The sequence below is a fragment of the Methanothermobacter sp. KEPCO 2 genome (genome assembly GCF_041228365.1).
Classification (GTDB): domain Archaea; phylum Methanobacteriota; class Methanobacteria; order Methanobacteriales; family Methanothermobacteraceae; genus Methanothermobacter; species Methanothermobacter marburgensis.
The window spans coordinates 912,191-935,212 of record NZ_CP166185.1 but is presented as its reverse complement, the minus strand read 5'-3'; the positions used below and the strand labels follow the sequence as shown (position 1 = coordinate 935,212).

24 protein-coding genes are annotated in these 23,022 nt (G+C 48.6%); 10 read left to right on the top strand and 14 right to left on the bottom strand.

Annotated elements, in window-relative coordinates:
- Positions 1-113: 113 nt before the first annotated feature.
- A complete protein-coding gene (prf1, locus tag AB9H23_RS04925) occupies positions 114-1,337 on the top strand; it encodes a peptide chain release factor aRF-1 (RefSeq protein WP_370004373.1) in 1,224 nt (407 codons plus the stop codon).
- 29 nt (positions 1,338-1,366) lie between these two features.
- On the opposite strand, the gene AB9H23_RS04920 is transcribed toward prf1, so the two are convergent.
- The 8 genes from AB9H23_RS04920 to AB9H23_RS04885 form a co-directional block, all read right to left on the bottom strand.
- Positions 1,367-2,230 (bottom strand): UbiA family prenyltransferase, encoded by an 864-nt coding sequence (locus AB9H23_RS04920; protein ID WP_370004372.1) that lies wholly within the window; start codon positions 2,228-2,230, stop codon positions 1,367-1,369.
- A 348-nt stretch (positions 2,231-2,578) separates the two neighbouring features.
- A complete protein-coding gene (locus AB9H23_RS04915; RefSeq protein ID WP_147671689.1) occupies positions 2,579-3,187 on the bottom strand; it encodes an orotate phosphoribosyltransferase-like protein in 609 nt (202 codons plus the stop codon).
- Between the two features lie 10 nt (positions 3,188-3,197).
- Complete coding sequence (locus AB9H23_RS04910) at positions 3,198-4,154, bottom strand: Gfo/Idh/MocA family oxidoreductase (protein ID WP_370004371.1); 957 nt, start codon at positions 4,152-4,154, stop codon at positions 3,198-3,200.
- Positions 4,151-5,020 carry a hydroxymethylbilane synthase gene (hemC, locus tag AB9H23_RS04905; protein ID WP_147671691.1) on the bottom strand — a complete coding sequence of 290 codons (870 nt, stop codon included), beginning with the start codon at positions 5,018-5,020 and terminating at the stop codon, positions 4,151-4,153. Before hemC ends, AB9H23_RS04910 begins: the two co-directional genes overlap by 4 nt.
- A gap of 120 nt (positions 5,021-5,140) precedes the next feature.
- On the bottom strand, positions 5,141-6,463 hold the full coding sequence (cfbE, locus tag AB9H23_RS04900; protein ID WP_147671692.1) for a coenzyme F430 synthase: 1,323 nt from the start codon (positions 6,461-6,463) through the stop codon (positions 5,141-5,143).
- A 137-nt stretch (positions 6,464-6,600) separates the two neighbouring features.
- On the bottom strand, positions 6,601-7,452 hold the full coding sequence (locus tag AB9H23_RS04895) for an NAD(+) kinase (protein WP_370005948.1): 852 nt from the start codon (positions 7,450-7,452) through the stop codon (positions 6,601-6,603).
- The gene (locus tag AB9H23_RS04890; protein WP_147671694.1) at positions 7,449-8,294 is read right to left on the bottom strand and encodes a bifunctional fructose-bisphosphatase/inositol-phosphate phosphatase; all 846 of its coding nucleotides are present in this window, start codon (positions 8,292-8,294) and stop codon (positions 7,449-7,451) included. Before AB9H23_RS04890 ends, AB9H23_RS04895 begins: the two co-directional genes overlap by 4 nt.
- A gap of 18 nt (positions 8,295-8,312) precedes the next feature.
- The gene (locus tag AB9H23_RS04885; protein ID WP_147671695.1) at positions 8,313-8,756 is read right to left on the bottom strand and encodes a pyruvoyl-dependent arginine decarboxylase; all 444 of its coding nucleotides are present in this window, start codon (positions 8,754-8,756) and stop codon (positions 8,313-8,315) included.
- A gap of 130 nt (positions 8,757-8,886) precedes the next feature.
- On the opposite strand from AB9H23_RS04885, the gene eif5A reads away from it, so the two are divergent.
- The 4 genes from eif5A (at position 8,887) to ade (ending at position 13,142) form a co-directional block, all read left to right on the top strand.
- Positions 8,887-9,279 (top strand): translation initiation factor IF-5A, encoded by a 393-nt coding sequence (gene eif5A, locus AB9H23_RS04880; RefSeq protein WP_147671696.1) that lies wholly within the window; start codon positions 8,887-8,889, stop codon positions 9,277-9,279.
- 50 nt (positions 9,280-9,329) lie between these two features.
- Positions 9,330-10,193, top strand: coding sequence for an agmatinase (gene speB / locus AB9H23_RS04875; protein ID WP_147671697.1), 864 nt, complete (start codon positions 9,330-9,332; stop codon positions 10,191-10,193).
- Positions 10,194-10,295: 102 nt separating this feature from the next.
- Positions 10,296-11,531 (top strand): TIGR00300 family protein, encoded by a 1,236-nt coding sequence (locus AB9H23_RS04870; RefSeq protein WP_147671698.1) that lies wholly within the window; start codon positions 10,296-10,298, stop codon positions 11,529-11,531.
- Entirely contained in the window at positions 11,532-13,142 is a 1,611-nt protein-coding gene (gene ade, locus AB9H23_RS04865) for an adenine deaminase (RefSeq protein ID WP_370004370.1), read from the top strand.
- Between the two features lie 43 nt (positions 13,143-13,185).
- Here ade and AB9H23_RS04860 read toward each other — a convergent pair whose 3' ends face one another.
- Both AB9H23_RS04860 and AB9H23_RS04855 read right to left on the bottom strand, forming a co-directional pair.
- Complete coding sequence (locus tag AB9H23_RS04860) at positions 13,186-13,728, bottom strand: DUF447 domain-containing protein (RefSeq protein WP_370004369.1); 543 nt, start codon at positions 13,726-13,728, stop codon at positions 13,186-13,188.
- A gap of 140 nt (positions 13,729-13,868) precedes the next feature.
- Positions 13,869-14,330, bottom strand: coding sequence for a DUF2124 family protein (locus AB9H23_RS04855; protein ID WP_370004368.1), 462 nt, complete (start codon positions 14,328-14,330; stop codon positions 13,869-13,871).
- A gap of 81 nt (positions 14,331-14,411) precedes the next feature.
- Here AB9H23_RS04855 and AB9H23_RS04850 point away from each other — a divergent pair, with 81 nt between their 5' ends.
- Together AB9H23_RS04850 and AB9H23_RS04845 are read left to right on the top strand one after the other, a co-directional pair.
- Entirely contained in the window at positions 14,412-14,969 is a 558-nt protein-coding gene (locus tag AB9H23_RS04850) for a thiamine-phosphate synthase family protein (protein ID WP_370004367.1), read from the top strand.
- Position 14,970: 1 nt separating this feature from the next.
- A complete protein-coding gene (locus tag AB9H23_RS04845; RefSeq protein ID WP_370004366.1) occupies positions 14,971-15,975 on the top strand; it encodes an SIS domain-containing protein in 1,005 nt (334 codons plus the stop codon).
- Positions 15,976-16,079: 104 nt separating this feature from the next.
- On the opposite strand, the gene AB9H23_RS04840 is transcribed toward AB9H23_RS04845, so the two are convergent.
- The 4 genes from AB9H23_RS04840 to AB9H23_RS04825 form a co-directional block, all read right to left on the bottom strand.
- Positions 16,080-16,547, bottom strand: coding sequence for an Hsp20/alpha crystallin family protein (locus AB9H23_RS04840; protein ID WP_370004365.1), 468 nt, complete (start codon positions 16,545-16,547; stop codon positions 16,080-16,082).
- A complete protein-coding gene (locus tag AB9H23_RS04835; protein WP_370004364.1) occupies positions 16,510-17,520 on the bottom strand; it encodes an NOG1 family protein in 1,011 nt (336 codons plus the stop codon). Before AB9H23_RS04835 ends, AB9H23_RS04840 begins: the two co-directional genes overlap by 38 nt.
- A 77-nt stretch (positions 17,521-17,597) precedes the next feature.
- Positions 17,598-18,176: a TIGR00296 family protein gene (locus AB9H23_RS04830; RefSeq protein WP_370004363.1), complete on the bottom strand. Its 579-nt coding sequence runs from the start codon at positions 18,174-18,176 to the stop codon at positions 17,598-17,600.
- On the bottom strand, positions 18,173-19,537 hold the full coding sequence (locus AB9H23_RS04825; RefSeq protein WP_370004362.1) for a TldD/PmbA family protein: 1,365 nt from the start codon (positions 19,535-19,537) through the stop codon (positions 18,173-18,175). The genes AB9H23_RS04830 and AB9H23_RS04825 overlap by 4 nt, the downstream gene beginning before the upstream one ends.
- Positions 19,538-19,756: 219 nt before the next feature.
- Here AB9H23_RS04825 and AB9H23_RS04820 point away from each other — a divergent pair, with 219 nt between their 5' ends.
- The 3 genes from AB9H23_RS04820 to AB9H23_RS04810 are packed head-to-tail and all read left to right on the top strand — an operon-like array spanning position 19,757 to position 22,907.
- Positions 19,757-21,304, top strand: coding sequence for a homocysteine biosynthesis protein (locus AB9H23_RS04820; RefSeq protein ID WP_147671706.1), 1,548 nt, complete (start codon positions 19,757-19,759; stop codon positions 21,302-21,304).
- Positions 21,301-21,687, top strand: a complete 387-nt coding sequence (locus AB9H23_RS04815; protein ID WP_147671707.1) for a 4Fe-4S binding protein — start codon at positions 21,301-21,303, stop codon at positions 21,685-21,687. Before AB9H23_RS04820 ends, AB9H23_RS04815 begins: the two co-directional genes overlap by 4 nt.
- 41 nt (positions 21,688-21,728) lie before the next feature.
- Positions 21,729-22,907, top strand: a complete 1,179-nt coding sequence (locus AB9H23_RS04810; RefSeq protein ID WP_370004361.1) for a GMC family oxidoreductase N-terminal domain-containing protein — start codon at positions 21,729-21,731, stop codon at positions 22,905-22,907.
- Positions 22,908-23,022 lie beyond the last annotated feature (115 nt).

Below are 23,022 nucleotides of genomic sequence, written 5' to 3'. Positions count from 1 at the left end.
TTATGGCTGAATCCACTTATATCTTTTCTCCCGACATCCAGTAAACTTTATAATTACCCCGCCCCATATACAGTTACAGTTTATTTTATCATTTTCATGAGGAGTGATTCATAGTGAGTGAACCATCATCAAAGGAGCTTTTCGAATTCAAGAGAACCCTCCAGGAACTCTCAGATAAGAGGGGAAGGGGGACAGAGCTTGTATCGGTATACATACCCCCCGACAGGCAGATCAGTGACGTTGCAAAGCATATGAGGGAGGAGCTGAGCCAGAGCGCCAACATCAAGAGCAAGCAGACCAAGAAGAATGTGCAGTCAGCAATTGAGGTTATAATGCAGAGGCTGAAGCTTTTCCCGAGACCACCCGAGAAGGGCCTTGTGATGTTCGTGGGGATGGTTCCCAGGGGAGGCCCCGGCACAGAGAAGATGGAAACCTACGTCTTCGAGCCACCTGAACCCATAAAGACCTACATATACCACTGTAACTCGGAGTTCTACCTTGAACCCCTCAGGGAGATGCTTGAGGAGAAGGAGACCTACGGCCTGGCTGTCCTTGATAGAAAGGAGGCGACCATCGCAACCCTCAGGGGTAAGAGGATAGACATCCTAAAGACCCTCACAAGTGGTGTTCCAGGTAAGCACAAGGCGGGTGGTCAGTCCCAGAGGAGGTTCGACCGCCTCATAGACCTGGCAGCCCACGAGTTCCTCAAGAGGATAGGGGAGCACATGAACGAGGCCTTCCTCCAGATAGAGGACCTCAAGGGCATCATCCTCGGGGGCCCTGGCCACACCAAGGAGGAGTTCCTCAATGGGGACTACCTTCACCATGAACTCAAGAAGAAGGTCATAACCACGGTGGACACATCATACACAGGGGAATTCGGTATCAGGGAGGTCATCGACAAGTCAATGGACGTCCTGAGTGAAATTGATGTGATGAGGGAGAAGAAACTGGTCCAGCGCTTCCTGAGGGAACTCATAAATGAGGATGGACTTGCATCCTATGGTGAGAGGGAGGTCCGACAGCACCTCCAGATGGGCGCAGTTGAGGTTTTACTGCTCTCAGAGGACCTCAAATACCAGAGGGGAACCTACGAGTGCGCCTCATGTGGTCACAGTATGGAGAAGACAGGTAAGGATCTACCGGACACCGAAACCTGTCCAGAATGTAACGATCAGATGAGGCTCTCAGACAGGAGGGATATGATCGATGACCTGGTTGAGATGGCCGAGGAGGTTGGAACCGAGGTTGAGATCATATCAACAGAGACAGAGGAGGGTATGCAGCTCCTGAGGGCCTTTGGGGGTATAGGGGCGATACTGAGGTACCGCCCCTGATCCTTAGGGGGTTTAATTGAAACGGCACCTTAGGATCCCAGAATAAGTATCAAGTGAAGGGGACCCTCAAGGTCCGCAATGAGTGTGGCTCTTTTTATATCCATCTCCCCCTTCAGATGTAGGTAAATTCCGGTGTAGATGGTAAGGATCACCGCAGCAACACCTGTACCAGGTACAAGTCCAAGGATTATAGCAGCAGACAGAAAAACCGCGCCAGAGGCGTTTATAAATTGCAGGATAACTGAACTCCCATCTGCACCGTAAACTGCAGGAAGTGTTTTGAGTCCCTTCAGCCTGTCTGATTCAACATCCTTATAGTCACTGAAGGCGGTGTTCACGTATACCTTCAGAAAAATGAATGTGAACACCACGAGGTGCGATGCTGTGAGGGTACAGGGATCTACCGGTAGAACGGTCCATGAACTCCATATGATGGCCAAGTAGATGTTTTTAAAGCCAGTAATTCTTCTTGTGAGGTTCTTGAAGAATCCTGTGTAGAGGATCCCTGCTGTCAGAAGAACCACGGTAAGAGCTGTTATGAAGGGGTCCCTGCATATGCCAAGCAGCACGATAATTGTGACTGCACATGATGCAATAATCGATTTACCCCACCGTTCGCTGAAAAGGGACCTCCGGGGGTCTGTGAGGGAATCCACTCTGGAGTCTGCAAGGTAGTCGTAGGCGTACACAGTTAGGGGGAGTATGAAGGATATCGCTGCGTTTATGGGGCTGCACTGTTTTTCAAGAAGTGCGGACGATGCCAGAAGGAGTGATGGCCCCCAGAGCCCGGGGAGAATTCCACCATAAATGAACAGGTCTTTCAGGGCTGAAAAAAATTCCCTTAAAATTTTGACGTTTTTCAGAAAACCGATTTCATATACATGACCTGACATAGTATTAACTATGTTTAAATGAAATCTTATCGATATCTGACGATTTTATCTGAAAAAATAATTCAAAATTAGATGGGATTGTGGTAATCTTTTAATCAATCATCTGATCTGCAGCCCAGTATTAGGCAGAACACTGAATGCATTTAAAAAATGGAGTTCAGTATACAGGTGCTGGAGAGCACATTTAATTGAATGGGATGATATTAAGGTTTAAAACCATTTAAAAGGTTAAATAGGGTATAAAAACCATAAAAGGATTTAGAGTGAAATTTCAGGTTTTTAGAGAATGAAAAAAGTCTTTAGGGATGTGCTCATGGGTAAGGTGGGGATAATGAATTGGGATGGTTATCATCCAAGTCTGCTGACCCTTATGAGTGACTCGACCGGTACACCATCAACCTCAGAGATCCCCTTCTTATCTATGAGGACGGTGACCGCCAGGGGTTTGGCTCCATGCTCCCTGAGGACCCTTACAACCTCACCTATGGTCCTCCCGCTGGTTATCACATCATCAACAACCACAACCCTCTTGCCCTTCACCTTTGCAAAGTTGCTGCTTATGGCACCCTCTGCCCCCTCATCCTTCCTGTGTTTCACGGGGTGGAAGACGGCAAGGGATGTTTCAAGACCTGTCTCAGCTCCCATAACATCGGCCATGAGGGTGGCGAATGGTATGCCGCTTATGGCTATACCGAGCACAACATCTGCAACACCGTACTTGAGTGCCATGTCTGCCATTGCAGCCGAAACATACCTCATACGGGATGAACTGCCGCCGAGGCTTTCCCAGTTGATGGCAAAATCCACAGGGACTTCCTTTGGGGAAACTGAACTGGCGGTCTGAAGCGTCAGCCACCTGGCAGTATCCTTTGATACGTTCAGTTCATCTGCAATTTCCCCTGTTGTAAAACCCCTTTTCCTCAGTTCCCTAGCCTTCTTTATAAGCTCATTTTCCATTACAAGCACCTCAAATATCACCGTTAAGTTTCACGGGCCTGTGTTCCCTCGCAGATTTCATGGCTGCAAGTACAGTTCTAAGGGCGTATATGCCATCCTCACCGGTTATCTCAGGCTCCTCATCGTTGATAACCGATGAGAGGAATGATTTGATTTCATTCCTGAGGGGTTCCTCATGTTTGATCTGGATGTCCTGGGCGAACTTTCCGTACACATCCAGCTTCTGATCGATATAGTCAACGTTTATTATACCATCTGTTCCTGTGATGGCGAGCTTCCTCCTCTTGTAGGGGGTGAGCCAGTTAACCTCAAGCATCCCTGTGATTCCGCTTCTGAACTTTGTCATTATCTCTGCATGGTCCTCATATTCACACTTCTCTAGTATGCTCCCCATGACCGCGTACACCTCTGCCACGGGTTCACTGAAGAGGTAGTGCATGACATCAAGGTCATGTATCGCAAGGTCAATTGTAACACCAACGTCCTTTATCCTTGGAGGGAATGGGCCTACCCTCTTTGCAGATGCGGAAACCACGTCCCCTATCACATCATTTTCAATTAACTCCTTCGCCTTCTGAACAGCAGGGTTGAACCTTTCAACATGTCCTGTCCCCAGCTTCAGACCCTTCCTGCGGGCTGTTTTCACCATCTCCTTGGCCTCTTCAAGTGTGAATGCAATGGGTTTTTCCACAAGAACGTTTTTATCGTGTTCAAGGGCATCCATGACCACACGGTAATGGTGGGTGGTTGGCACGCAGACACTGACTACCTCTATCTCTGGTATCTCAAGGAGGTTCTCGTAGTCCACATACCCTACAGCATCGTACTTGTTGGCAACCTTCTGGAGTGTTCCCTTCATTATGTCGGATACGGCCATAAGATTCGCATTTTTAAGTCTGTAGTAAACCCTGGCATGGTTGTAACCCATGGCTCCAACGCCGATTACACCCACATTTATCTTTCTCAAATATAATCCTCCATTTCTTTGGCAGCTTTTTTACCGATTTCCTCTGCTTTATCAACAGATCCTTTAACATTAACTCTTTTGAGTATCTCACCATCTCTTGTTAGAAGAACAGCATAGAGATTGATCTCTCCATCAGAGGCCCTTGCTATAACGCCAAGTGGGCACTGGCACCCAGCACCCAGTTCCCGGAGGAGAGCCTTCTCGGCTGCGACCTCCTGCTGGGAGGGGTAGTGGGTTATCCTCTCAATTGATTCCCTCAGTTCACTGTCTCTTCTTGTTATAACAGCCAGGGCCCCCTGCCCAGCGGCGGGCGTGAAGTATTCCAGAGTGAATCTTTTTTTAATGCAATTTTCGAGTCCTAGACGCTTTAAACCCGCCTCGGCCATTATGGTTGCATGGACTTCCCCTTCCATCACCTTTCTTATCCTAGTATCTATATTTCCTCTTAGGGGCTCCATCTTAAAATTTTTTTGGTGATGATTGCAGAATGCCTCCCTCCGGAGACTGCTTGTTCCAAGTTTAGCACCGGGGGGAAGTTCATCCCAGTCAAAACGGGATACAAGGACCTCATTGGGGGATTCCCGTGGGGGTACCGCTGCAATCACAAGTTCAGGATCAAGGTCACTGGGGACGTCCTTGAGGCTATGGACAGCAAAGTCAACCTCCTCCTCAAGGACTGCTATGTCAAGTTCCCTTGTGAAGAGACCCCTTGAGTCCATACTGTAAAGCTGGGAATCCTTTATCCTGTCACCCTTTGTCTTTATGATTCTCCTTTCGATCCTCTCACCGCAGATTTTGCTGAGCATATCAATGACGTGGTCTGTCTGTACCAGTGCCAGGCGACTCCCCCTTGTTCCAGCTATCAATGAATCATCTCCAGTAAACGTTAATCACTTGAAAAATTTATGGCATCCTATTTATAAGTTTTTAAAAAGTCACGATTATTAAAAAAACCCAATTTCTGATTACATACACTGCGTTACTCATCATCTTCTTGAGAGGTCACGGTACTCTGACCTGTAAATCAGGATCACGGTTTCATGTTCAAGGGCAGCCTTCAGTGCATCATCAGGGGACTTAAAGTAGGGGCTGTTTTTATGGGTTTTTCTCATTATACTGTACCCCAGTTCATCGGTGAACATGATGTTGAGGTCACTGAATTCTCTAAGAATTTCAGAGAGTCTGTCCTCATCTATATCCTCACAGGTAACACCGTATCTTCCACCTATGATTACTGCAGGATCAGGGAGGTCCTCGGCCATTTTCAGTGTGTACTCGACGGCCTTCACATTCAGACCAGGGTTCACCTCCTCTATTATGCAGGCACCATCCACTTTTCTGATTGATGTGCGGCCAGGTATTCCCTGGAAGCCCTTAACCCCCTGCTGGATGTCACTCACATCAAGGTTAAGTGTGAGAGCGGCGCTGACTGCGGCAAGGACGTTTGATAGATGGTGCCCTGCAGGTGCAAATGTTTCAATTCCAAACTCTGTATTGATCCGGTCACCATCAATGGTTTTAAGGTCCTCCACGATGACACTGGCCACCGTGGAATCAAGGCCGTACCTGATATCGGTGGCATGGACACTGGCACCGGTGTCAACCGAGAATGTGTTTGTTTTATCCTCAAAATTCCGGTAGTACTTGTTGAATGCCTGAAGGTCGCAGCAGACCATTCTGCTTTTGAATATCTGCCTCTTGGCGGAACTGGCCCTTGATGTGCCCCTTCTTATGGTGTAGTCCTCGGCTATATTTGTCAGCACACCCACATCTGCAAGCCCCGTGCCACCAAGGGAGACCTCAAAGATGGCTGAACCATAATCACGGGGACCAGCGAGTTTCACGGTCTCAATCATACTGGCAGGGGTTATACTTATATCCCTCCTCAGGAGTTCAGAACCCGCATAGGACCCCAGGCTGCTCAGGATGAGAGGATTCAGGTTCTCCATGATCTTTCTGAGTATCCATACCGTGCTGGTCTTACCCTTTACGCCTGTAACCTCAACCACAGGTATCCCACGTGCTTCTTTCCAGGGGCCCAGCAGAAGACCTGTTATCTCATGATGGGTTATATCTGCTTTAACCGGGCAGTGGACCGGTGCTATTATGGTTGAATCGGCTATGGGACCATCGACCTCATCGATGCCCATTTCAAGGAGCATTTCATGGTCAGAGCCCTTCAGTGTCCCGTATATGTCCCATGCAAGGACATGGTCCGATATTTTTTTCAGTTCACGGGCAATGGTAACTCCACCATGTGTGAGGTCAACAACAAGTGGTTTTGAGATGGTTTTGAGGTCTTTGGTCATCCGTATAACCTTTTTTAACCTTTTTTAACCTTTTTTGGGTTTTGAGATGGTTTTGAGGTCTTTGGTCATCTGTATAACATTAGTCCAGTTAAATGGCTTTGGTTAACCATTGCGACTACAAGAGCTTAAAATCAGCTTTAACTCTTTATTGAGTCTATACCCCCCTCTATGAGCTTCTCACGCACCTTCCTGTAGAAGTCCTTACTGAGCCTTACAAAGTGGGCGCAGTGATCCGATTTTTTAAATACAACCTCCTCCATGTGGTTGATCTCCTCCTCATACTGCCCATCAATCACTGCGATGGCCTTTTTGCCCTTCCTCAAGAGCTTGACCCTGATGACACTTTTATTGGAGACAACCAGTGGTCTGGCGCTAAGCTTGAAGGGGCAGATGGGGACTATAAGGAAGGCCTCCACACGGGGATCCACTATCGGACCCCCAGCGGACATGGAATAGGCTGTTGAACCGCTGGGTGTTGCTATGATTATACCGTCCGCCCTGAGCTCCTCAACCACCTCGTCGTCAACAGATATCTCTATGTGGAGCATCTTGGCGGGCTTCCTTGTCATCATAACAACCTCATTGAGGGCTGATGGAAGTTCACCGTTATGGTATACGCTGAGGAGGGTTCTCCTCTCAACGGCATAGTTGCCAATAAGAACATCCTCCAGGGCCGAGAAGACATTTTCAGGGTCAACCTCCGTGAGGAAACCGACCGTGCCCATGTTTATTCCAAGGATCGGTATCTCCTTACCCTCTATGAGACTCTGGGTGCGGAGTATTGTCCCGTCCCCCCCAATGGTCAGTATCATGTCGACATCCATGTCCCTGATGTCCTTTCCGTATTCACGGAGTTCAGGTAGCTCCTCTGTGATCTTGAGGTCAACGCTCAGCTCAACACCCCTGTTCAGAAGGAATGAGGCCACCTTACCTGCAAGTTCAACGGCTTCAGGCACATCAAAGCGGGCTATTATACCTATATGCATCAGATGACCTCCAGGGTCTGCATTATCTTTTTGTGGAGTTCCATGTTCCCTGCAGCGATAAGTGAGGTCCTTGCCTTGACGTTTAGCAGACCGTCTATTGATTCGCCCCTCTCATTTGTCACCACACCACCGGCCTCCTCCACGATGAGCTTGGATGCGGCTATGTCGACTATTCGCAGATTCTCCCGCAGGTCCATGAAGGCGTCATATGATCCGCTTGCAACGTATGCGAGTTCAAGGGCCACTGAGCCCAGAATGCGCATCCGGCGGATCACCCTGCAGATGCTATCAACCCTCCGGAATCTCGTACCGTAGATGAATGCACCGAGGGATGTCCTATCCAGGGAGTTCTGGCTTGATGCGCAGATTTTTTTATCATTCAGGAAGGCGCCCTGACCCCTTATTGCCCAGTAAAGGTCTCCAGTTGCAAAGTTCTTCACGAAACCCATGACGACATTGTTGAGGGAGGGGAGGTCGCCTCCAGGGATATATTCTGCAACAGCCACAGAGATCCCGTAGAAGGGTATGTTCCTTATTGCATTGCTTGTACCATCGAGGGGGTCCACAACGAAGATTATTCTGGGTTCATCCGGGGGTTCCTGGTTTATGTGGAGAATACCGATCTCCTCACTTATTATGGTGACTGGTCGATCGGTGTTCTCAAGCACACCTATGGCCTCATCCTCCGCCACGAGGTCTATGAGTTTTGTGGGTGTTCCATCAGCCCCCATTTTGATTATCTCCCCGGCATCTGGAGTTCCTACAAGGGGAGCAACAGCCTTTTCAACCTGCTCGGCCATTTTAACTGCGATGCTCTTCCAGTAGTAGATGTCTGATTCTTCCATTCAACCCCCTTCTTGAGTTCAATCAAGGTAGATGAGCGCTGATACAGCAGCCCCGCACTCTTCAACAACATGGTTTGTTTCTTCTACTATTAATTCATTTATTTCAAGTCCCCTCACAGACATCATGTATCTGACCATTGAGATGGCCTCTTCCCTCACATCCTCAGGGTTTCTGTTAACCGCAGAGTTCTCAACGACACATCCGAACTCATCTGAAGTTGCAGCTGCTATGGCGGCGGATATGAGGTCACCGGGGGTATCTGATATTTTGTATGAGAGCACACAGTTCACCATGGACCCGGGTTCAAGGGGTGGAAGTTCAACTATTTTCGTGCCATGGGGGAGTATGCTTGAAACCTTTATGAGGTTCACGTCACCTATTCCAGCTTCAAGGAGTGCGTTGTCAAAGGCATTGAGCCTGGTGGGCCCTTCAGAGCTACCTGATGTTATAGCAACCTTCATCTCAATCACTTCTTATCAGATTCAATTTAATCACAAGGGGTACTGTTTCTATAAAGCTTTTATATATGTGCACCAGATTAATAGATATACATCTGTCTCATATCACTCATTCTAACAGGAGGTAAAATTAATGTCAAAGAAAGTGGTTGAAGTTAAGACACTTAAGGTTGGAAAGTACGTGATCATTGATGGTGAGGCATCAAAGATTACAAACATCTCAACATCATCTCCGGGCAAGCATGGATCAGCAAAGGCCCGTGTTGAGGCTGTTGGGATCTTTGACAACCAGAAGAGGAGCTTTGTTAAACCTGTTGACTCAAAGGTTGACATACCCATAATCGACAAGAGGACAGCCCAGGTTCTTGCAATAATGGGCGGAGACGTCCAGCTGATGGACCTTGAAACCTATGAAACCTTTGAAACACCCATACCTGATGAACTGAGCGACCAGCTGGTTGAGGGTGTTGAGGTGGAATACATAGAGGCCCTCGGTCAGAGGAAACTCATGAGGACCAAGGGATAATCCCACAAACTCCTTTTTTACAATCTGATAAAATCAGGTTTTTGATCTGAATGCTTTTACATACAGAAGACCCTCTGAAATTTGCTTTTTCAACAACGGACCCTGAGAGGATACCGGAACTTTCATTTGGAATACTGGGGGTCCCCTTTGATTCCACAACCACCTATGTTCCAGGGACACGCTTCGGCCCCCTGGCAGTTAGGGAGGCATCCTACAGCTTTGAATCATATAACCTCAGGTTTTCAGGAGAGCCGGGCGTTAAATGCTTCGACTTCGGTGACGTGGATGTGGTGCCGGGTAATTTCCAGAGAACCGCAGAGTTCATAGGTGACTCCATAGGTGGGGTGCTGGATCTGGGCCTCAAACCCATCACCCTGGGCGGTGAGCACACGGTGACACTCCCTGTGGTTGAGGAACTCATATCCCGGGATGGTGCCCCAGTGGTTATCCACCTCGATGCACATATGGATATGGCGGATCGCTATGCAGGCGAGAGGTACTCCCATGCAACCGTCATGAGGCGCGTTCATGAAATCGGGGCGGAGGTAATACAGATTGGTGTTCGCTCGGCATCAGCCGATGAGGCTGCATTTGTAAGGGAGAACGGTATAAGATGCATAATGGCCCATGAGGTAATGCGAAACCCTGAGGAGACGCTTGATGCCCTCAAGGGTATCAGGGACCCTGTATATATCTCAGTCGACATGGATGTACTTGACCCGGCATATGCACCATCCGTTGGTAACCCCACACCCTGCGGTCTCACGCCATGGGTTCTCGAGGATATCGCTGAGGTTCTCTCCAGGAAGGATGTGGTTGGTTTTGATGTGGTGGAAGTTGCATCCACCGGCTTTGGGGATCAGACATCTGTGAATGCGGCCAAGATAATCTATGACCTTCTGACACTTTTATAATTCTTTAAAGCATCTAAAAGCCCGGATTCCCTTCCTGATCCCAGCAGATTTTATATACTTTGTTGGCCAACCATTTAATTATCAATCCCGGTGGTGTAAATCATGAATACTCGAGAGGTGGAACTCAGGGGTCACATAATTGACAGTCTCATACTCCCCAGGGCCCTTGATATAATAATGGATATGGGCGGGGATTTCCAGATACTTGAAATCGAAATAGGAAAGAGAAAATCTGATCCAAGCCATGCAAGGATACTTGTGGAGGCGGAGACACCATCACTCCTCAACCAAATCCTGGATGAACTCAGTGAGATAGGGGCGTCCATAGCAGAGATAAGGGAGGTTGAGCTGAAAAGAGCCCCGATGGACAGGGTTCTCCCTGATGACTTCTACTCCACAACCAACCATCAGACCTTCATTTACCACGGAGGCGAATGGCTGGAGGTTGAGGGGATAGAGATGGACTGCATGATAGTCGTTGACCCTGAGGCAAAAACTGCCCGGTGCAAACCCATCAGGGACATAAGGGAGGGGGACCTGGTTGTTGTTGGAAGGGAAGGAATAAAGGTGGTACCACCCGAGAGGCCCAGGGGTAAGCAGGGGGTATTTGAATTCATGGGCAGTGATGTTTCAAGTGAGAAACCCCTTGTGACCACCATAAAGAAGATAGCCTCTGAGATAACCGATATTAAAAGGAGGGGGGGTAAGATAGGCCTTGTCGGTGGCCCGGCAATTGTGCACACAGGTTCTGCACCTGTGATTGCAGAGATGATACGGCGTGGTTTTATAGATGTGCTCTTTGCAGGTAACGCCCTTGCTACACATGATATAGAGTCAGCCCTGTACGGCACTTCACTCGGGGTTAACCTTGAGAGGGGTGAGGCCGTAAGCAGGGGTCACAGACACCATATCAATGCAATAAACGAGATAAACCGCGCCGGTTCAATAAGGGATGCAGTGGAGAAGGGGGTCCTCAGGTCAGGGATAATGTATGAGTGCATAAAGAATGACGTGCCATTTGTCCTTGCAGGTTCAATAAGGGATGATGGGCCGCTTCCTGACGTCATAACCGATGTCATGGAGGCCCAGAATGAGATGAGGAAGTACGTTCAGGACCTCGACATGGTCATAATGATAGCCACCATGCTCCACTCAATAGCCACTGGAAATATACTCCCATCACGTGTAAAGACAATATGCGTTGATATAAACCCGGCAACCGTAACGAAGCTCTCTGACAGGGGCAGTTCACAGGCTGTGAGCGTGGTTACAGATGTGGGTGCGTTCATCCCCATACTCCTCCATGAACTCAAAAAGATGAACAACCTGGGGGATTAGATGATAAGGGGTAACATCCTCAACGTCTTCACAGGGGATATATACCCTGCAGAGGTTGAATTTTCAGGTGGCATGATAACATGTGTCCGGAGGGTGGAGGGGAACTTCACCGATATAATCCTCCCGGGATTTGTGGATGCCCATGTCCACATCGAAAGCTCAATGCTCACCCCATCATCCTTTGCAGCCGCTGCAATCCCCCATGGCACCACCGCTGTTGTTTCTGATCCACACGAGATAGCCAATGTTATGGGTGTTGAGGGTGTTGAGTTCATGCTGGAGGATGCTTCGCACACACCCCTGAAATTTTACTTCACGGCACCATCCTGCGTACCTGCAACACCCTTTGAGACATCAGGTGCAGAGCTCTCAGCCAGGGAGATAGAGGACCTCCTTTCAAGGGACTCTGTGGTGGCACTGGGCGAAATGATGAACTTCCCCGGTGTGATATCAGCGGATGAGAAAGTAATGGAGAAGATAGATGCTGCAGGGAAACACAATAAGCCGGTGGACGGCCACGCCCCCCTACTATCAGGTAATGAACTGTGTGCATACATAGGGGCCGGTATATCCACAGAACATGAATGTGTGAGTCCCGAAGAGGCCCTTGAGAAAAGGGAACTTGGAATGAAGATAATGGCGCGGGAGGGCTCCAGCGCAAGGAACCTCAGGGACCTTGTAGCCGTCGACTGTGACTTCCTGGTATCAGATGATATCCACCCAGCAGACCTCCTGGGGGGTCACATGGACAGGATACTCCGAAGGGCTGTTGAATACGGTGTTGACCCTGTTAAAGCTGTGCAGATGGCTACCGTGAACCCTGCAGATCACTACAACCTCAATACAGGGGCCATAGCACCTGGAAGGGCAGCCGACATGGTGGTTGTTGATAACCTAAGGGACTTCAATGTTAAGAGGGTCTACATTGATGGAAGGGTCGTTGCAGAGAATGGAAGATACCTGGAAGCCCCTAAAACCAGTCACAGGAAGATGAACCGCCTTGAAATCGTTGATTTCACTGCAGAGGATCTTGAGGTGAAATCAGATGATGAGGTCACTGTCAGGGTAATTGATGTATTCGATGGCCAGATAGTGACAGGGGAGTTGCAGAAGAGACTTGGGGTAAATGATGGTTTCGTAGCCCCGGACCCATCCCTGGACGTACTTAAGGTATCGGTTATAGATCGTTATGGTAAGGGGAACATCTCCAATGGATTCGTTCATGGCTTCGGACTTAAGGAAGGGGCCATTGCCTCAACTGTGGCCCATGACTCACACAACGTCATAACAGTGGGCACAGATTCAGAACTCATGAAGAGGGCGGTCGATATCCTCAAAAAAACAGGTGGGGGGCTTGTGGCTGTTTCAGATGATGACCAAAGGACCCTTGAACTCCCGGTTGCAGGTTTAATGTCAGATGGAAATGCAGAGGAGGTCGCATCCAGGATGGAGGACCTCAACGATTTTGTTCATGAACTTGGCTGCACCCTGAGTGCCCCATTCATGACGATGTCGTTCCTATCACTTCTTGTTATCCCTGAACTGAAAATAGGTGATAGGGGACTTTTCAGTGTGGATGAATTCCGGTTCGTAGACGTTATTGTTGGGTGATGATTGGGGGCCGCGGTTCTGTTCTGAAGCTATCAGAGGTCGATCACTTAAAATCCTTCGATTCAAGGGCCCTTATTATCCTTTTCATGGCTTCCCGTTCACGGGGTCCCCCAACCTTCCTTGCAACCCTGTTCATTTCACGAATTCGGCCCATCAACTCGTGGGGGTCCATGAAGCCGGCCCGGGTGTAATTTATTAGTGACTCTATAACAGCGTATATTCCCCTGTTGAGGACGATCCTGAAATCTTCACCCCTGAAAATCTCAGGGGTCCTTGCATTTACGATGTGGATCTCTGTTTCACCGTAACGGTCGGTCCTCACCACCTTCTTAACAGAATCAACCTCTGCGGTGAAGAATGCATCGGCGCCCTGGAGGTGAAGGTATCCCCTGTGGGATGAGAACATCTCGTCCCCGAGTTCACCAAGGGTGGCCTCGGTGAAGATGAGGGGATCCAGGGTCACGTTCACCGTGAATTTTCTATTTCTGAGTATATTCTCAAGTGTGTGGGTCCCAGGATACAGGTAGAGGGTCACACTCCGCTCACCGGTACAGAGAACTCCGATGGGGGCGGCATTCCCCCTCATTGATTCATCCCATGTTACAACTATGGTCTCATATAGCTGCCCGGGGATCATATCTAAAGCCGTCAGAGTGGATTCCTGTGTGTACCCTTTGCCCTCGGATGCACCATTATCTTCATTTTTTCTATTTAAATCGATAAATATCACCTTCTGAGGACGAAACCCTCTATATCTGCGTTTATGACACAGTCAAAGTCAAGGAGGTCGTACCATCCGGCCCTTGCAAACATGTCCATGTAGCATATTCCCATGAGCATCCCGCCCTCAACAAGGGCCTCATCGGCGAGCCTTTTAACGTCCTCAATATCTGACCCTATACCTGGCATTGAGAGTCCCCCCAGCAGCACGAGGACATCGACCTTTTCTGATTTCATTTCACCAAGCTCAACGCCGTACTCTGTTAATTCCAGTGTTCTTGCCCTTTCAAAGTCCGTGTTGGGTATAAATATGTTATCCTTGTCCCTTGAGGCGTATGCAAATAGCTGGGCAAAGGGTGTGCAGACCCCGGGTACACCTGCAAAGCCTATACTATCAGCATCCTTAACAGCCTCCCGGAATACACCGAGATGTTCCTTTATACCCCTGAATTCCTTCACCTTCTCCATACTGACACCTCAAAACTTATAGTTATAAATTAATGGTCTCCATATAACTATTTTACTGGAATATTCTCTTTGAGTGATATCATGGAAATAGAGAACGTTAAGATGGCCCTTGATATGCTATCATCATCTGAATGCTTCGGGATTCTCATACCTGAGGTGAGGTCCAACCTTGTAATGGCACGGGAAAACCCCCGCGATATCGAAGATGTTGTGGCGGTACCTGGCAGAATCACAGAGTTCCGTGGGAGGGCCTTCGCATGCAGGGAACCTGAATTCGGGGCATCATCCCACATGGCCCGTTTCATAATAGCCCTCAACAGGCACTTTCCCTGGAAGAGAAGCGCACTTAATATTAAATTTGATGAAAGTATAATTGATATCTGTGGGGACCATGGAATGGTGGTCTCATCATATGACCGTAGCCGGGAACCCCCAGAGATGCGGGAGGTTGAGGGCGGCACCATACCCTGGGGTGTTGAGGAGGCCATAAGAAATTCAGAATCACCCCCTGATGTCATATACCACAGGGGTGCATGGGGTAAGGAGCCAATGATCGTACTCACTGGAGGAGATGCCGTTGAAGTTGCAGAGGCGGCCCTTAGAATAGCTGAGGATTATGAAAAACTTTTGGGGAGATGAAATGAAGTACCGGATGTACAAAGAACTAATGGAACAGCCAGAATCACTTAAAAGGACCCTTAAAGCTGAAGGGGACAGAATGTCCCGGATATCAAATGATATTGCTGACTGCAGACGCATATACCTTGTTGGTTGTGGAAGTTCACTATCCACATGCTACAGTGCAAGGGATGCAGTTGCAATGAACTATGAGCTTAACATTGATGTCATGACAGGCTATGAATTCTACTACCACAGAAAGATTGAGGAAAGGGACTCTGTGGTTATATTCACGTCCCAGTCCGGGGAGACAGCAGATACCCTCGCGGCACTTAGAAGGGCCAATGAACTTGGACTTAAAACGGTGACCATCACAAATGAACCTGAAAGCACCATGGCCTCTGAGTCCCAGAGCACCATAATAACCCGCTGCGGCAGAGAGGAGGCCATACTTGGCACCAAGACCTACATGACACAGCTCCTGACCCTCTACAGGATATTATTTGACATGCGCACCGATGAGTTATCTGAGGGGATACTCTCAGAACTGGACGAGCTACCTGATGAGATCGGGAGGCTCCTTAGGGACACCGAGGATGACTGCAGGGGTCTTGCAGAGGAGCATGCAGGGGAGGATATATTCTACTGTATGGGGAGCGGCCCAAACTATGGACTGGCATACAAGCTTGCCATGACCATGCTCATGGAGGGCGCCCTGAAACATGCCTGCCCACTATATTCAGGTGAATTCAGGCATGGGCTCATTGAGAGGGTGGAGAAGGGGGTGCCGGTGATATTCCTTGATTCAGGCTTCCCGGGTGATGAGCTTACAGAGCGGGCTTTGAGGTTCTGTGAGAGTCTTGGAGCTCTGAATATAGTATTCAGGATGTCTGATTACTCTGACCTCAGTCCACTGCTCTCACCATTTGTGCTTGCAGTTCCCCTTGAGTGGTTCGTATACTACCTTGCCCACTTCAATGGTGAGGATCCTGGAAGCACGAGGCATATCGGCAAGGTCAGATACTAATGAATTATTACTTTCTTTAAAGTAATCCGTGAACCGATTTTTTCTTTAGTTAGCCAGCAAAAATCAGCCTAAAGTTCCAGTGGCAACAAAAAATAGTAGGTGGTTCATTCCACCTTGAGGACCTGTTTCTTTTTGACCTCCACCTTTGGGAGCTCAACTGTAAGGACACCATTTTCAAATTTGGCCTTGGCCTCTTCGACCTTTATCTTTTCAGGGAGCCTCATCTCCCTTCTTGCCTCACCGTATTTCCTTTCCTTTTTGACGAAATTGGCCTCCTTGACCTCAATTTCCTCTTCAAAGACTGCAGATATGGATATGGTATTTTCTGTGAGTTCTATGTTTATATCTTCCTTCTTAACACCGGGAAGGTCCGTCTTTATAATTATCTGATCATCTGTTTCTATGACGTCCATGTTCAGCTTTTCAGGTATGTTCTCGGTGTACTCTGATATCTTCTTCTCGAACTCCTTCTGCATCTCTTTCATGTTCTTTATCATATCCTCCATCATCTTCTCAGCCATCAGCCTTCTCTTCTCAAACATTGTCATGGGTTTTTCCAGTTTCTTTTTCATATAAACCCTCCAGTTTTTTTACTATCTCGGAGACCCCTCTGCCCTGGAATGCAGACACCATCAGTGGTTCCTCAACCATATTAATATATTCTTCCAGATACTTAACATTTTCTGCAAGGTCCATCTTGTTGAAAACCGTGATTATTGGGGTGTCAAAGACGCCCTTTATGCCAAGGTAGAGGCTGTACTGGCTTTCGAGCGTGTACCCGCAGGTTTCTGAGGCGTCAAATATGAAGAGTATGACATCTGCTATGTTCTCAAGGGCAACCATGGCCTGGAGTTCAATATTGTTCATATCCTCAACCGGCCGGTCAAGGAGACCTGGAGTATCTATTACCTGGATTTTCCGCCATTTACGTTCAAGGTGGCCTATCTGTATACCCTTGGTGGTGAAGGGGTAATCAGCAACCTCTGGTTCTGCACCAGTCAGTGTCCTGAGGAGCGTGGATTTCCCCACATTTGGGAAGCCCGCTATAACAACCGTGAATGCATCGAAGTCCACGGTTGGCATGTTCCTGAGTTTGTTCTTTGCAAAGTCAAGGAAGTCAAGGTCCCCTTCAATTCTTCTCACAACTGATGATATCCTCCCGAAGGCCTCTCTTCTTAGGTTGGATGCATCTGATGGCTTTGAACGTTTGATTTTTTTCATGTAATCGGATTCAAGCTGATTTAGTATTCCGACAGCCCAGTTAAGCGCGCCGAGGGACTTTTTGAGGTCATCCACACCCACTGTTACATCGATGTAGTCCTGATAGAACTCTGGCAGTGACTCTATATCGGGTATGCGCTGGATGATCATCTTCAGACGGTCCCTTATAACCTGGCATGCTGTCTGGATGCGTGTGGATTCAATTATCTTGGCCTTCTTCTGTCCAGGGATCTTTGAACTCCTCTTGAGGGATGCGGCCTTTCTGGCCCTCCTGAATCCCTTATCAAGGAGTTCATCTGCTGTTGGAACTGTTGGTATTATCATGAAAATCACTCTTCTCTATTGATAACTTTGGATATGTATTTATGCGTGGTGAAGCTCAGGGGTATGATTTGGGGTTTTTATTCATAATCCCTTTCACTGAATATCTGGGCCTGAAACCTGTAAACCCTTGTCTGGGGGTCATAGAAGCAGTCAGGTGGGAGTCCAGCCTTCATACATGTGTTGCAGAGGAACTCCTCAGCATCCCATCCCCACTCTGTTGCAACCTGTGGCAGGAGAAGGCCCCTGGCCCATCCCCTCTCAACGATGAGGCCATCAACACCAACCCTTATTCTCTGGGGATAATCAGAAGGATTCTCAACCCTGATGGGGCTGGGTGGTGTGAGTACGCTGACCTCAACCTCTATCTCATCAAGTTCCTCGGGTTCAACAGGAGGGAACCGGGGGTCACGTGTGGCCGCGGAGATGGCGGCGTCGATGAGGGCATCTATGAGGGGCCTTACCGGTTCAGGGTAACCTATGCATCCCCTGAGCTCACCATTCTTCTCCAGTGTAACGAATACTCCCCTCTTCTCTCTGAATTTGTCAGGAAGATCCGATGGTAATCTGAAGGTTTCGGAGCCGTGCAGGTGCTCCTCAATAACACTCCTTGCAATTTCAACAAGCAGTTTTCCCTCCTCTCTTGATATGGATTTCATGTTCCACCAACCATTGCATTCAGTATCCTCACATGGGGCCCCCCATCACCCACAGGGACGCTCTGTCCTGATTTACCGCAGAAGCCAATACCAAGTTTGAAGTCTGACCCAACACCATCAACGTTCATGAGGGTCTCAAGAACGTTTCCTGAAAGTGAAACATCCCTGAGGGGCTCACATATCTCACCATTCCTTATCCTGAATGATTCAGCCGCATTGAACTGGAATATCCCCTTACCTGTATCAACCTGACCTCCCCTTGAACCCCGAAGGTAGATGCCGTCACGTATATCCTCAACGAGTTCATCAAATGATAGGTCTCCTGGTTCAAGGAATGTGTTGCTCATCCTGACAATGGGCTGGTCCCCTATGGCTGAACGTGCATTTCCTGATGGTTCAAGACCAAGCTTGAAGGCCGTTTCCCTGGAATTCAGGAGTGATCTGAGAGCTCCATTCTCGACAAGAACAGTCCTTGATGCCTCCACACCCTCTGCATCGTAGCTGTAACTACCAAAACCCTCTACGGTTGGATCGTCAACTATGGTCACAGACTCTGAGGCGATCCTCTCACCGAGCTTTCCCTCAAGGATTGAGTCACCCTGAAGTATGAGGTCAGCCTCTGCGGCATGCCCCAGGGCCTCATGTATGAAGACACCTGTAAGTTCAGGGTCTGTTATTACCTGGAAGCGTCCTGATGGGGGAGAATCTGCTGATAGGAGTCTCACCGCCTTCTCACCTGTTCTGCGCCCGAATTCTTCGATGTCCTCCCTTTCAAGTATCTCAAATCCTCCTGTACCGCCGCAGCTACCATGCCCAAACTGGATGCCGGTACCGTCGGATGCAACGGCATTGAGGAACAGGGCAACCTTTGAATCGTTCATCTCTATGCAGGATCCCTCAGAGTTGAGGAAAACGGTTGAACTCTCCATATCAACGTAGCTCACGGTGGTGCTCACAACCCCATCAACCGATGCCGCATGGTGGGCATCAAATACAAGCTCCCGTTTCTCATCTGCTGGAACATCTGAGGGGGCCCTTGATGATTTAACGGTTGTCTTATCGTTTTGGGGCTGCAGTGAACCAACCTCAACATCGCCCCTCAGTGATTCTGCCATCTTTAAAGCATGGAGTGCCATTCCCTCCAGTTCTTCTGGTTCATCGGTGAAGGCGAATCCCCATGAACCATTTTTGAGCACCCTTATTCTGAACCCTGCAGCCTCTCCTGACTTGACCTCCTGTACGTTGCCGTCCTTGAGTATAATTGAACCTGAAGATGAGGTCCCTGCCCTTAAATCTGCGTATTCTACCTTTTCAGCTATACCGCTGATTACCCTCTCCAGATGATCCATATCGATATCCATTTCCCATCAGCCTTCAAGAAGTTTCTCTAGGTTTATCTGTAAGTGGAGCCTTATGATTCTTTTGCCTGTTTAGTTGAATGGTATCCATTAAGGTTTAGAATGCCATTGCAAGTAGGCAGATCTTGATTGGGAGATTCAGTGGATTAGATAAATTATTTAAATGAACACCCATATACCAACTAATCAGTTTATTTTACAGATAGCACCGGATGTGGTATATTGAAAACAATTGAGGAAATAAACCAGAAGATCAGGGATGGGGATGCTGTCGTCGTAACTGCAGCTGAGATGACGGCAATTGTGGCTGAAACCGGACCAGAAGATGCTGCAAGGGAAGTTGATGTTGTTACAACCGGTACATTTGGTGCTATGTGTTCATCAGGCGCTTTCCTCAACTTCGGTCACTCTGATCCACCAATAAAGATGTCGAAAACGTACCTGAATGGTGTGGAGGCATATTCCGGACTTGCAGCTGTGGACGCCTATATAGGGGCAACACAGCCAAACAGGGACCCTGAGATAGGCCTCAGCTATGGGGGTTCACATGTCATAGAGGACCTCATAAGGGGAAAGGAGATAGAACTGGTTGCAGAGGCCTATGGTACCGACTGCTACCCATTAAAGAGCGTGGAGACCCTCATAAGTCTCGATACAATAAACCAGGCGGTAATGGTGAACCCCAGAAACTGCTACCAGAACTATGCGGTTGCCGTCAATTCAACCCAGGAGACCCTCTACACCTACATGGGAACACTCCTTCCAAATTACGGTAATGTGACATATTCAAGTGCAGGGGAACTGAGCCCCCTCCTCAATGACCCATACTTCCAGACGATCGGTTTGGGCACAAAGATATTCCTCTGCGGTGCAGAGGGCTATATAATCGGGGAGGGCACACAGCACTCAACAGATGTGGATAGAAAGAATGGTGTTCCTATTTCAGCCGCAGGGACCCTCATGGTCAGGGGTGATATGAAGGAGATGGACCCTGAATACGTGAGGGGGGCGACCATGCCAAGGTACGGCCCCACACTCTATGTTGGGGCGGGGATACCCATACCGGTACTCAATGAGGATATAGCAGCTGCAACAGGAATATCAGATGAGGAAATAGTCTGCAGGGTGATAGACTACGGTGTTCCAAGAAGATCAAGACCAGTTATCATGGAAACAAACTATAAGGAGCTCAAATCAGGTAAAATTGAAATAAATGGTGTTGAGGTCCCAACATCTCCACTTTCATCACTTAAAAAGGCGAGGGAGATTGCAGAGGAACTGAAATCATGGATTGAAAGGGGAGATTTCCTCCTCACAGAACCCATAAAACCCCTACCATCGAGGGGCCATTCCACAAAGCCACTGGAAATAAGGAGGCCCTCCATCATGGTGAGGGAACTTGAGAGCAAACCTGTGATAATGACCCATGAGGATGACGACCTCAGGGAGGTGGCGAGGAAGATGGTTGACAACAACATAAACCATATACCTGTTGTTGACAGCCAGGGCATCCTCAGGGGTATTGTGACATCATGGGACATCGCAGATGCAGTTGCAAGGGGTAAGAGAAGCCTTAAGGATGTAATGACCCGTAGAGTAATCGTAGCACGGGAAAATGAACCCGTGGACGTTGTTGCAAGACGTATAGATAAATATAACATATCAGGTTTACCGATAGTGGATGAGGAAAACCGGGTGAAGGGTATAATCACAGCAGAGGATATTTCAAGGCTGATAGGAAAACTGGAGAATAGGGGAGAGTCAATATGAAGGCCTGGCTTAAATTCTCACCTAATATCGTTAACAAATCCATAATATCAGAGGCAATAAAGAGGTACGACATTGACTTCAACATACTCCGTGCCAACATCACACCCCGCGGGGGTAAGATGCTCGTTGAGATAAGCGGTCCGGAGGAGAAGGAGGGAATAGACTTCATCGAGGACGCTGGAATTGAGGTTCACCCTGCAATGAGGGTGGTGAAGAAGGACAGGGAGAAGTGCGTTGACTGTGGGGCCTGCGTCTCACTCTGTCCTGTGAGCGCAATATGCATCGAGGATGACTGGGAGATAAGAATTGACGACCAGAAGTGCATAGGATGCAGCTTCTGTGTGAACTCATGCCCTACAAGGGCCATAATGCTATTTGAATGAAACAAGGATCCGGTTTTCAGATCCTGAAGAAAAGGTGAATTATGGTTCTCATAGTCGGTTCAGGGGCCTCAGGGGCAACCCTTGCAAGGGAACTTGCAGTGGGGGGATTTGATGTTACCGTAATAGAAAGGGGCCCCTACGTTCAGGACAGGGACGCATTTCTGTGCTACGATGAGAGTTCAGATGACCCTGACATCCTTAAAACAAGCTGTGTGGGTGGATCGACACTCGTGGCAGCAGGTAACGCCGTAAGAGTCCTTGAGGACACGCTGAAGGATTATGGTGTTGATATAACAGATGATCTCGATGCCATTGAAAGGGAACTTAATGTGCGGGAACTCCCTGATACACACATCGGGAGGGGGACTGCACTCATCATGGATGCGGCAGAGTCCCTTGGACTTAAAATCAGGAGGATGCCAAAGTTCATAAGACCCGAAAAATGCAGACCATGCGGTAAATGCTCCTTTGGCTGCCCCAGGAGTGCCAAATGGTCTGCCAGGGAATTCATGGATGAGGCCATTGAACACGGCGCGGTGCTGGTTAAGGAGACAGAGGCAAGGGACCTGATCCTGGAGGGGGGGAAGGTCAGGGGTCTTGAAACATCAGCAGGCAGTTTCCATGATGAAACCGTTGTCCTGGCAGCAGGGGCAGTTGAAACCCCAAGAATCCTAATGAGGGCAGGTATTGATGCAGGGAGAAAGTTCTTCATGGACACCTTCGTTACGGTGGGGGGCATACTTGATGGGATCGGGTTCTGTGATGAGGTCCAGATGAATGCACTCATTGAAATGGACGGCTTCATACTTTCACCCCACTTCTCAACCCTTCTCTTCCCTGAAAGGGATAGGGGTGACGTTCTGGGGCTCATGGTCAAGATAAGGGATGAGGCCTGCGGTCGTGTGGAGACGGGTAGGGTTGTGAAGCATCATACCCAGAGGGATGTTAGGTATCTCGCTGAGGGCGCCGCCCTTGCAGGGGCGATTTTATCTGAGGCAGGGGTAAGGGCGGATACCCTACGATCCACACGCCCCCGTGGAGCCCACCCTGGGGGTACAGCGGCCATAGGGGATGTTGTGGACGCAAACCTTCAAACATCCATTCAGGGCCTCTTCGTGGCCGATGCCAGTGTTCTGCCTGAGGCACCAGGGGCCCCACCAATCCTCACCCTCATGGCACTTGCAAGGCGCCTTGCAAGGCACCTGACATCTGATATATAACATTTTATCTTTTTAAACGACCCTCTTTTTCTCTGCTCTATGGATCTACTGGAGACACAATTTTTTTTAAAGGTCTTTTTCTGGAACCAAAAATCAATATAGGATGCTGAATATA

Bases quoted from the DNA above. Each gene is read 5' to 3' on its own strand.
- AB9H23_RS04920 (WP_370004372.1), bottom strand. From the start codon at position 2,230: ATGTCAGGTCATGTATATGAAATCGGTTTTCTGAAAAACGTCAAAATT.
- AB9H23_RS04915 (WP_147671689.1), bottom strand. From the start codon at position 3,187: ATGGAAAATGAGCTTATAAAGAAGGCTAGGGAACTGAGGAAAAGGGGT.
- cfbE (WP_147671692.1), bottom strand. From the start codon at position 6,463: ATGACCAAAGACCTCAAAACCATCTCAAAACCACTTGTTGTTGACCTC.
- AB9H23_RS04890 (WP_147671694.1), bottom strand. From the start codon at position 8,294: ATGGAAGAATCAGACATCTACTACTGGAAGAGCATCGCAGTTAAAATG.
- AB9H23_RS04885 (WP_147671695.1), bottom strand. From the start codon at position 8,756: ATGAAGGTTGCTATAACATCAGGTAGCTCTGAAGGGCCCACCAGGCTC.
- eif5A (WP_147671696.1), top strand. From the start codon at position 8,887: ATGTCAAAGAAAGTGGTTGAAGTTAAGACACTTAAGGTTGGAAAGTAC.
- speB (WP_147671697.1), top strand. From the start codon at position 9,330: ATGCTTTTACATACAGAAGACCCTCTGAAATTTGCTTTTTCAACAACG.
- AB9H23_RS04870 (WP_147671698.1), top strand. From the start codon at position 10,296: ATGAATACTCGAGAGGTGGAACTCAGGGGTCACATAATTGACAGTCTC.
- ade (WP_370004370.1), top strand. From the start codon at position 11,532: ATGATAAGGGGTAACATCCTCAACGTCTTCACAGGGGATATATACCCT.
- AB9H23_RS04860 (WP_370004369.1), bottom strand. From the start codon at position 13,728: ATGAGGGGGAATGCCGCCCCCATCGGAGTTCTCTGTACCGGTGAGCGG.
- AB9H23_RS04855 (WP_370004368.1), bottom strand. From the start codon at position 14,330: ATGGAGAAGGTGAAGGAATTCAGGGGTATAAAGGAACATCTCGGTGTA.
- AB9H23_RS04850 (WP_370004367.1), top strand. From the start codon at position 14,412: ATGGAAATAGAGAACGTTAAGATGGCCCTTGATATGCTATCATCATCT.
- AB9H23_RS04845 (WP_370004366.1), top strand. From the start codon at position 14,971: ATGAAGTACCGGATGTACAAAGAACTAATGGAACAGCCAGAATCACTT.
- AB9H23_RS04840 (WP_370004365.1), bottom strand. From the start codon at position 16,547: ATGAAAAAGAAACTGGAAAAACCCATGACAATGTTTGAGAAGAGAAGG.
- AB9H23_RS04835 (WP_370004364.1), bottom strand. From the start codon at position 17,520: ATGATAATACCAACAGTTCCAACAGCAGATGAACTCCTTGATAAGGGA.
- AB9H23_RS04830 (WP_370004363.1), bottom strand. From the start codon at position 18,176: ATGAAATCCATATCAAGAGAGGAGGGAAAACTGCTTGTTGAAATTGCA.
- AB9H23_RS04825 (WP_370004362.1), bottom strand. From the start codon at position 19,537: ATGGATATCGATATGGATCATCTGGAGAGGGTAATCAGCGGTATAGCT.
- AB9H23_RS04815 (WP_147671707.1), top strand. From the start codon at position 21,301: ATGAAGGCCTGGCTTAAATTCTCACCTAATATCGTTAACAAATCCATA.
- AB9H23_RS04810 (WP_370004361.1), top strand. From the start codon at position 21,729: ATGGTTCTCATAGTCGGTTCAGGGGCCTCAGGGGCAACCCTTGCAAGG.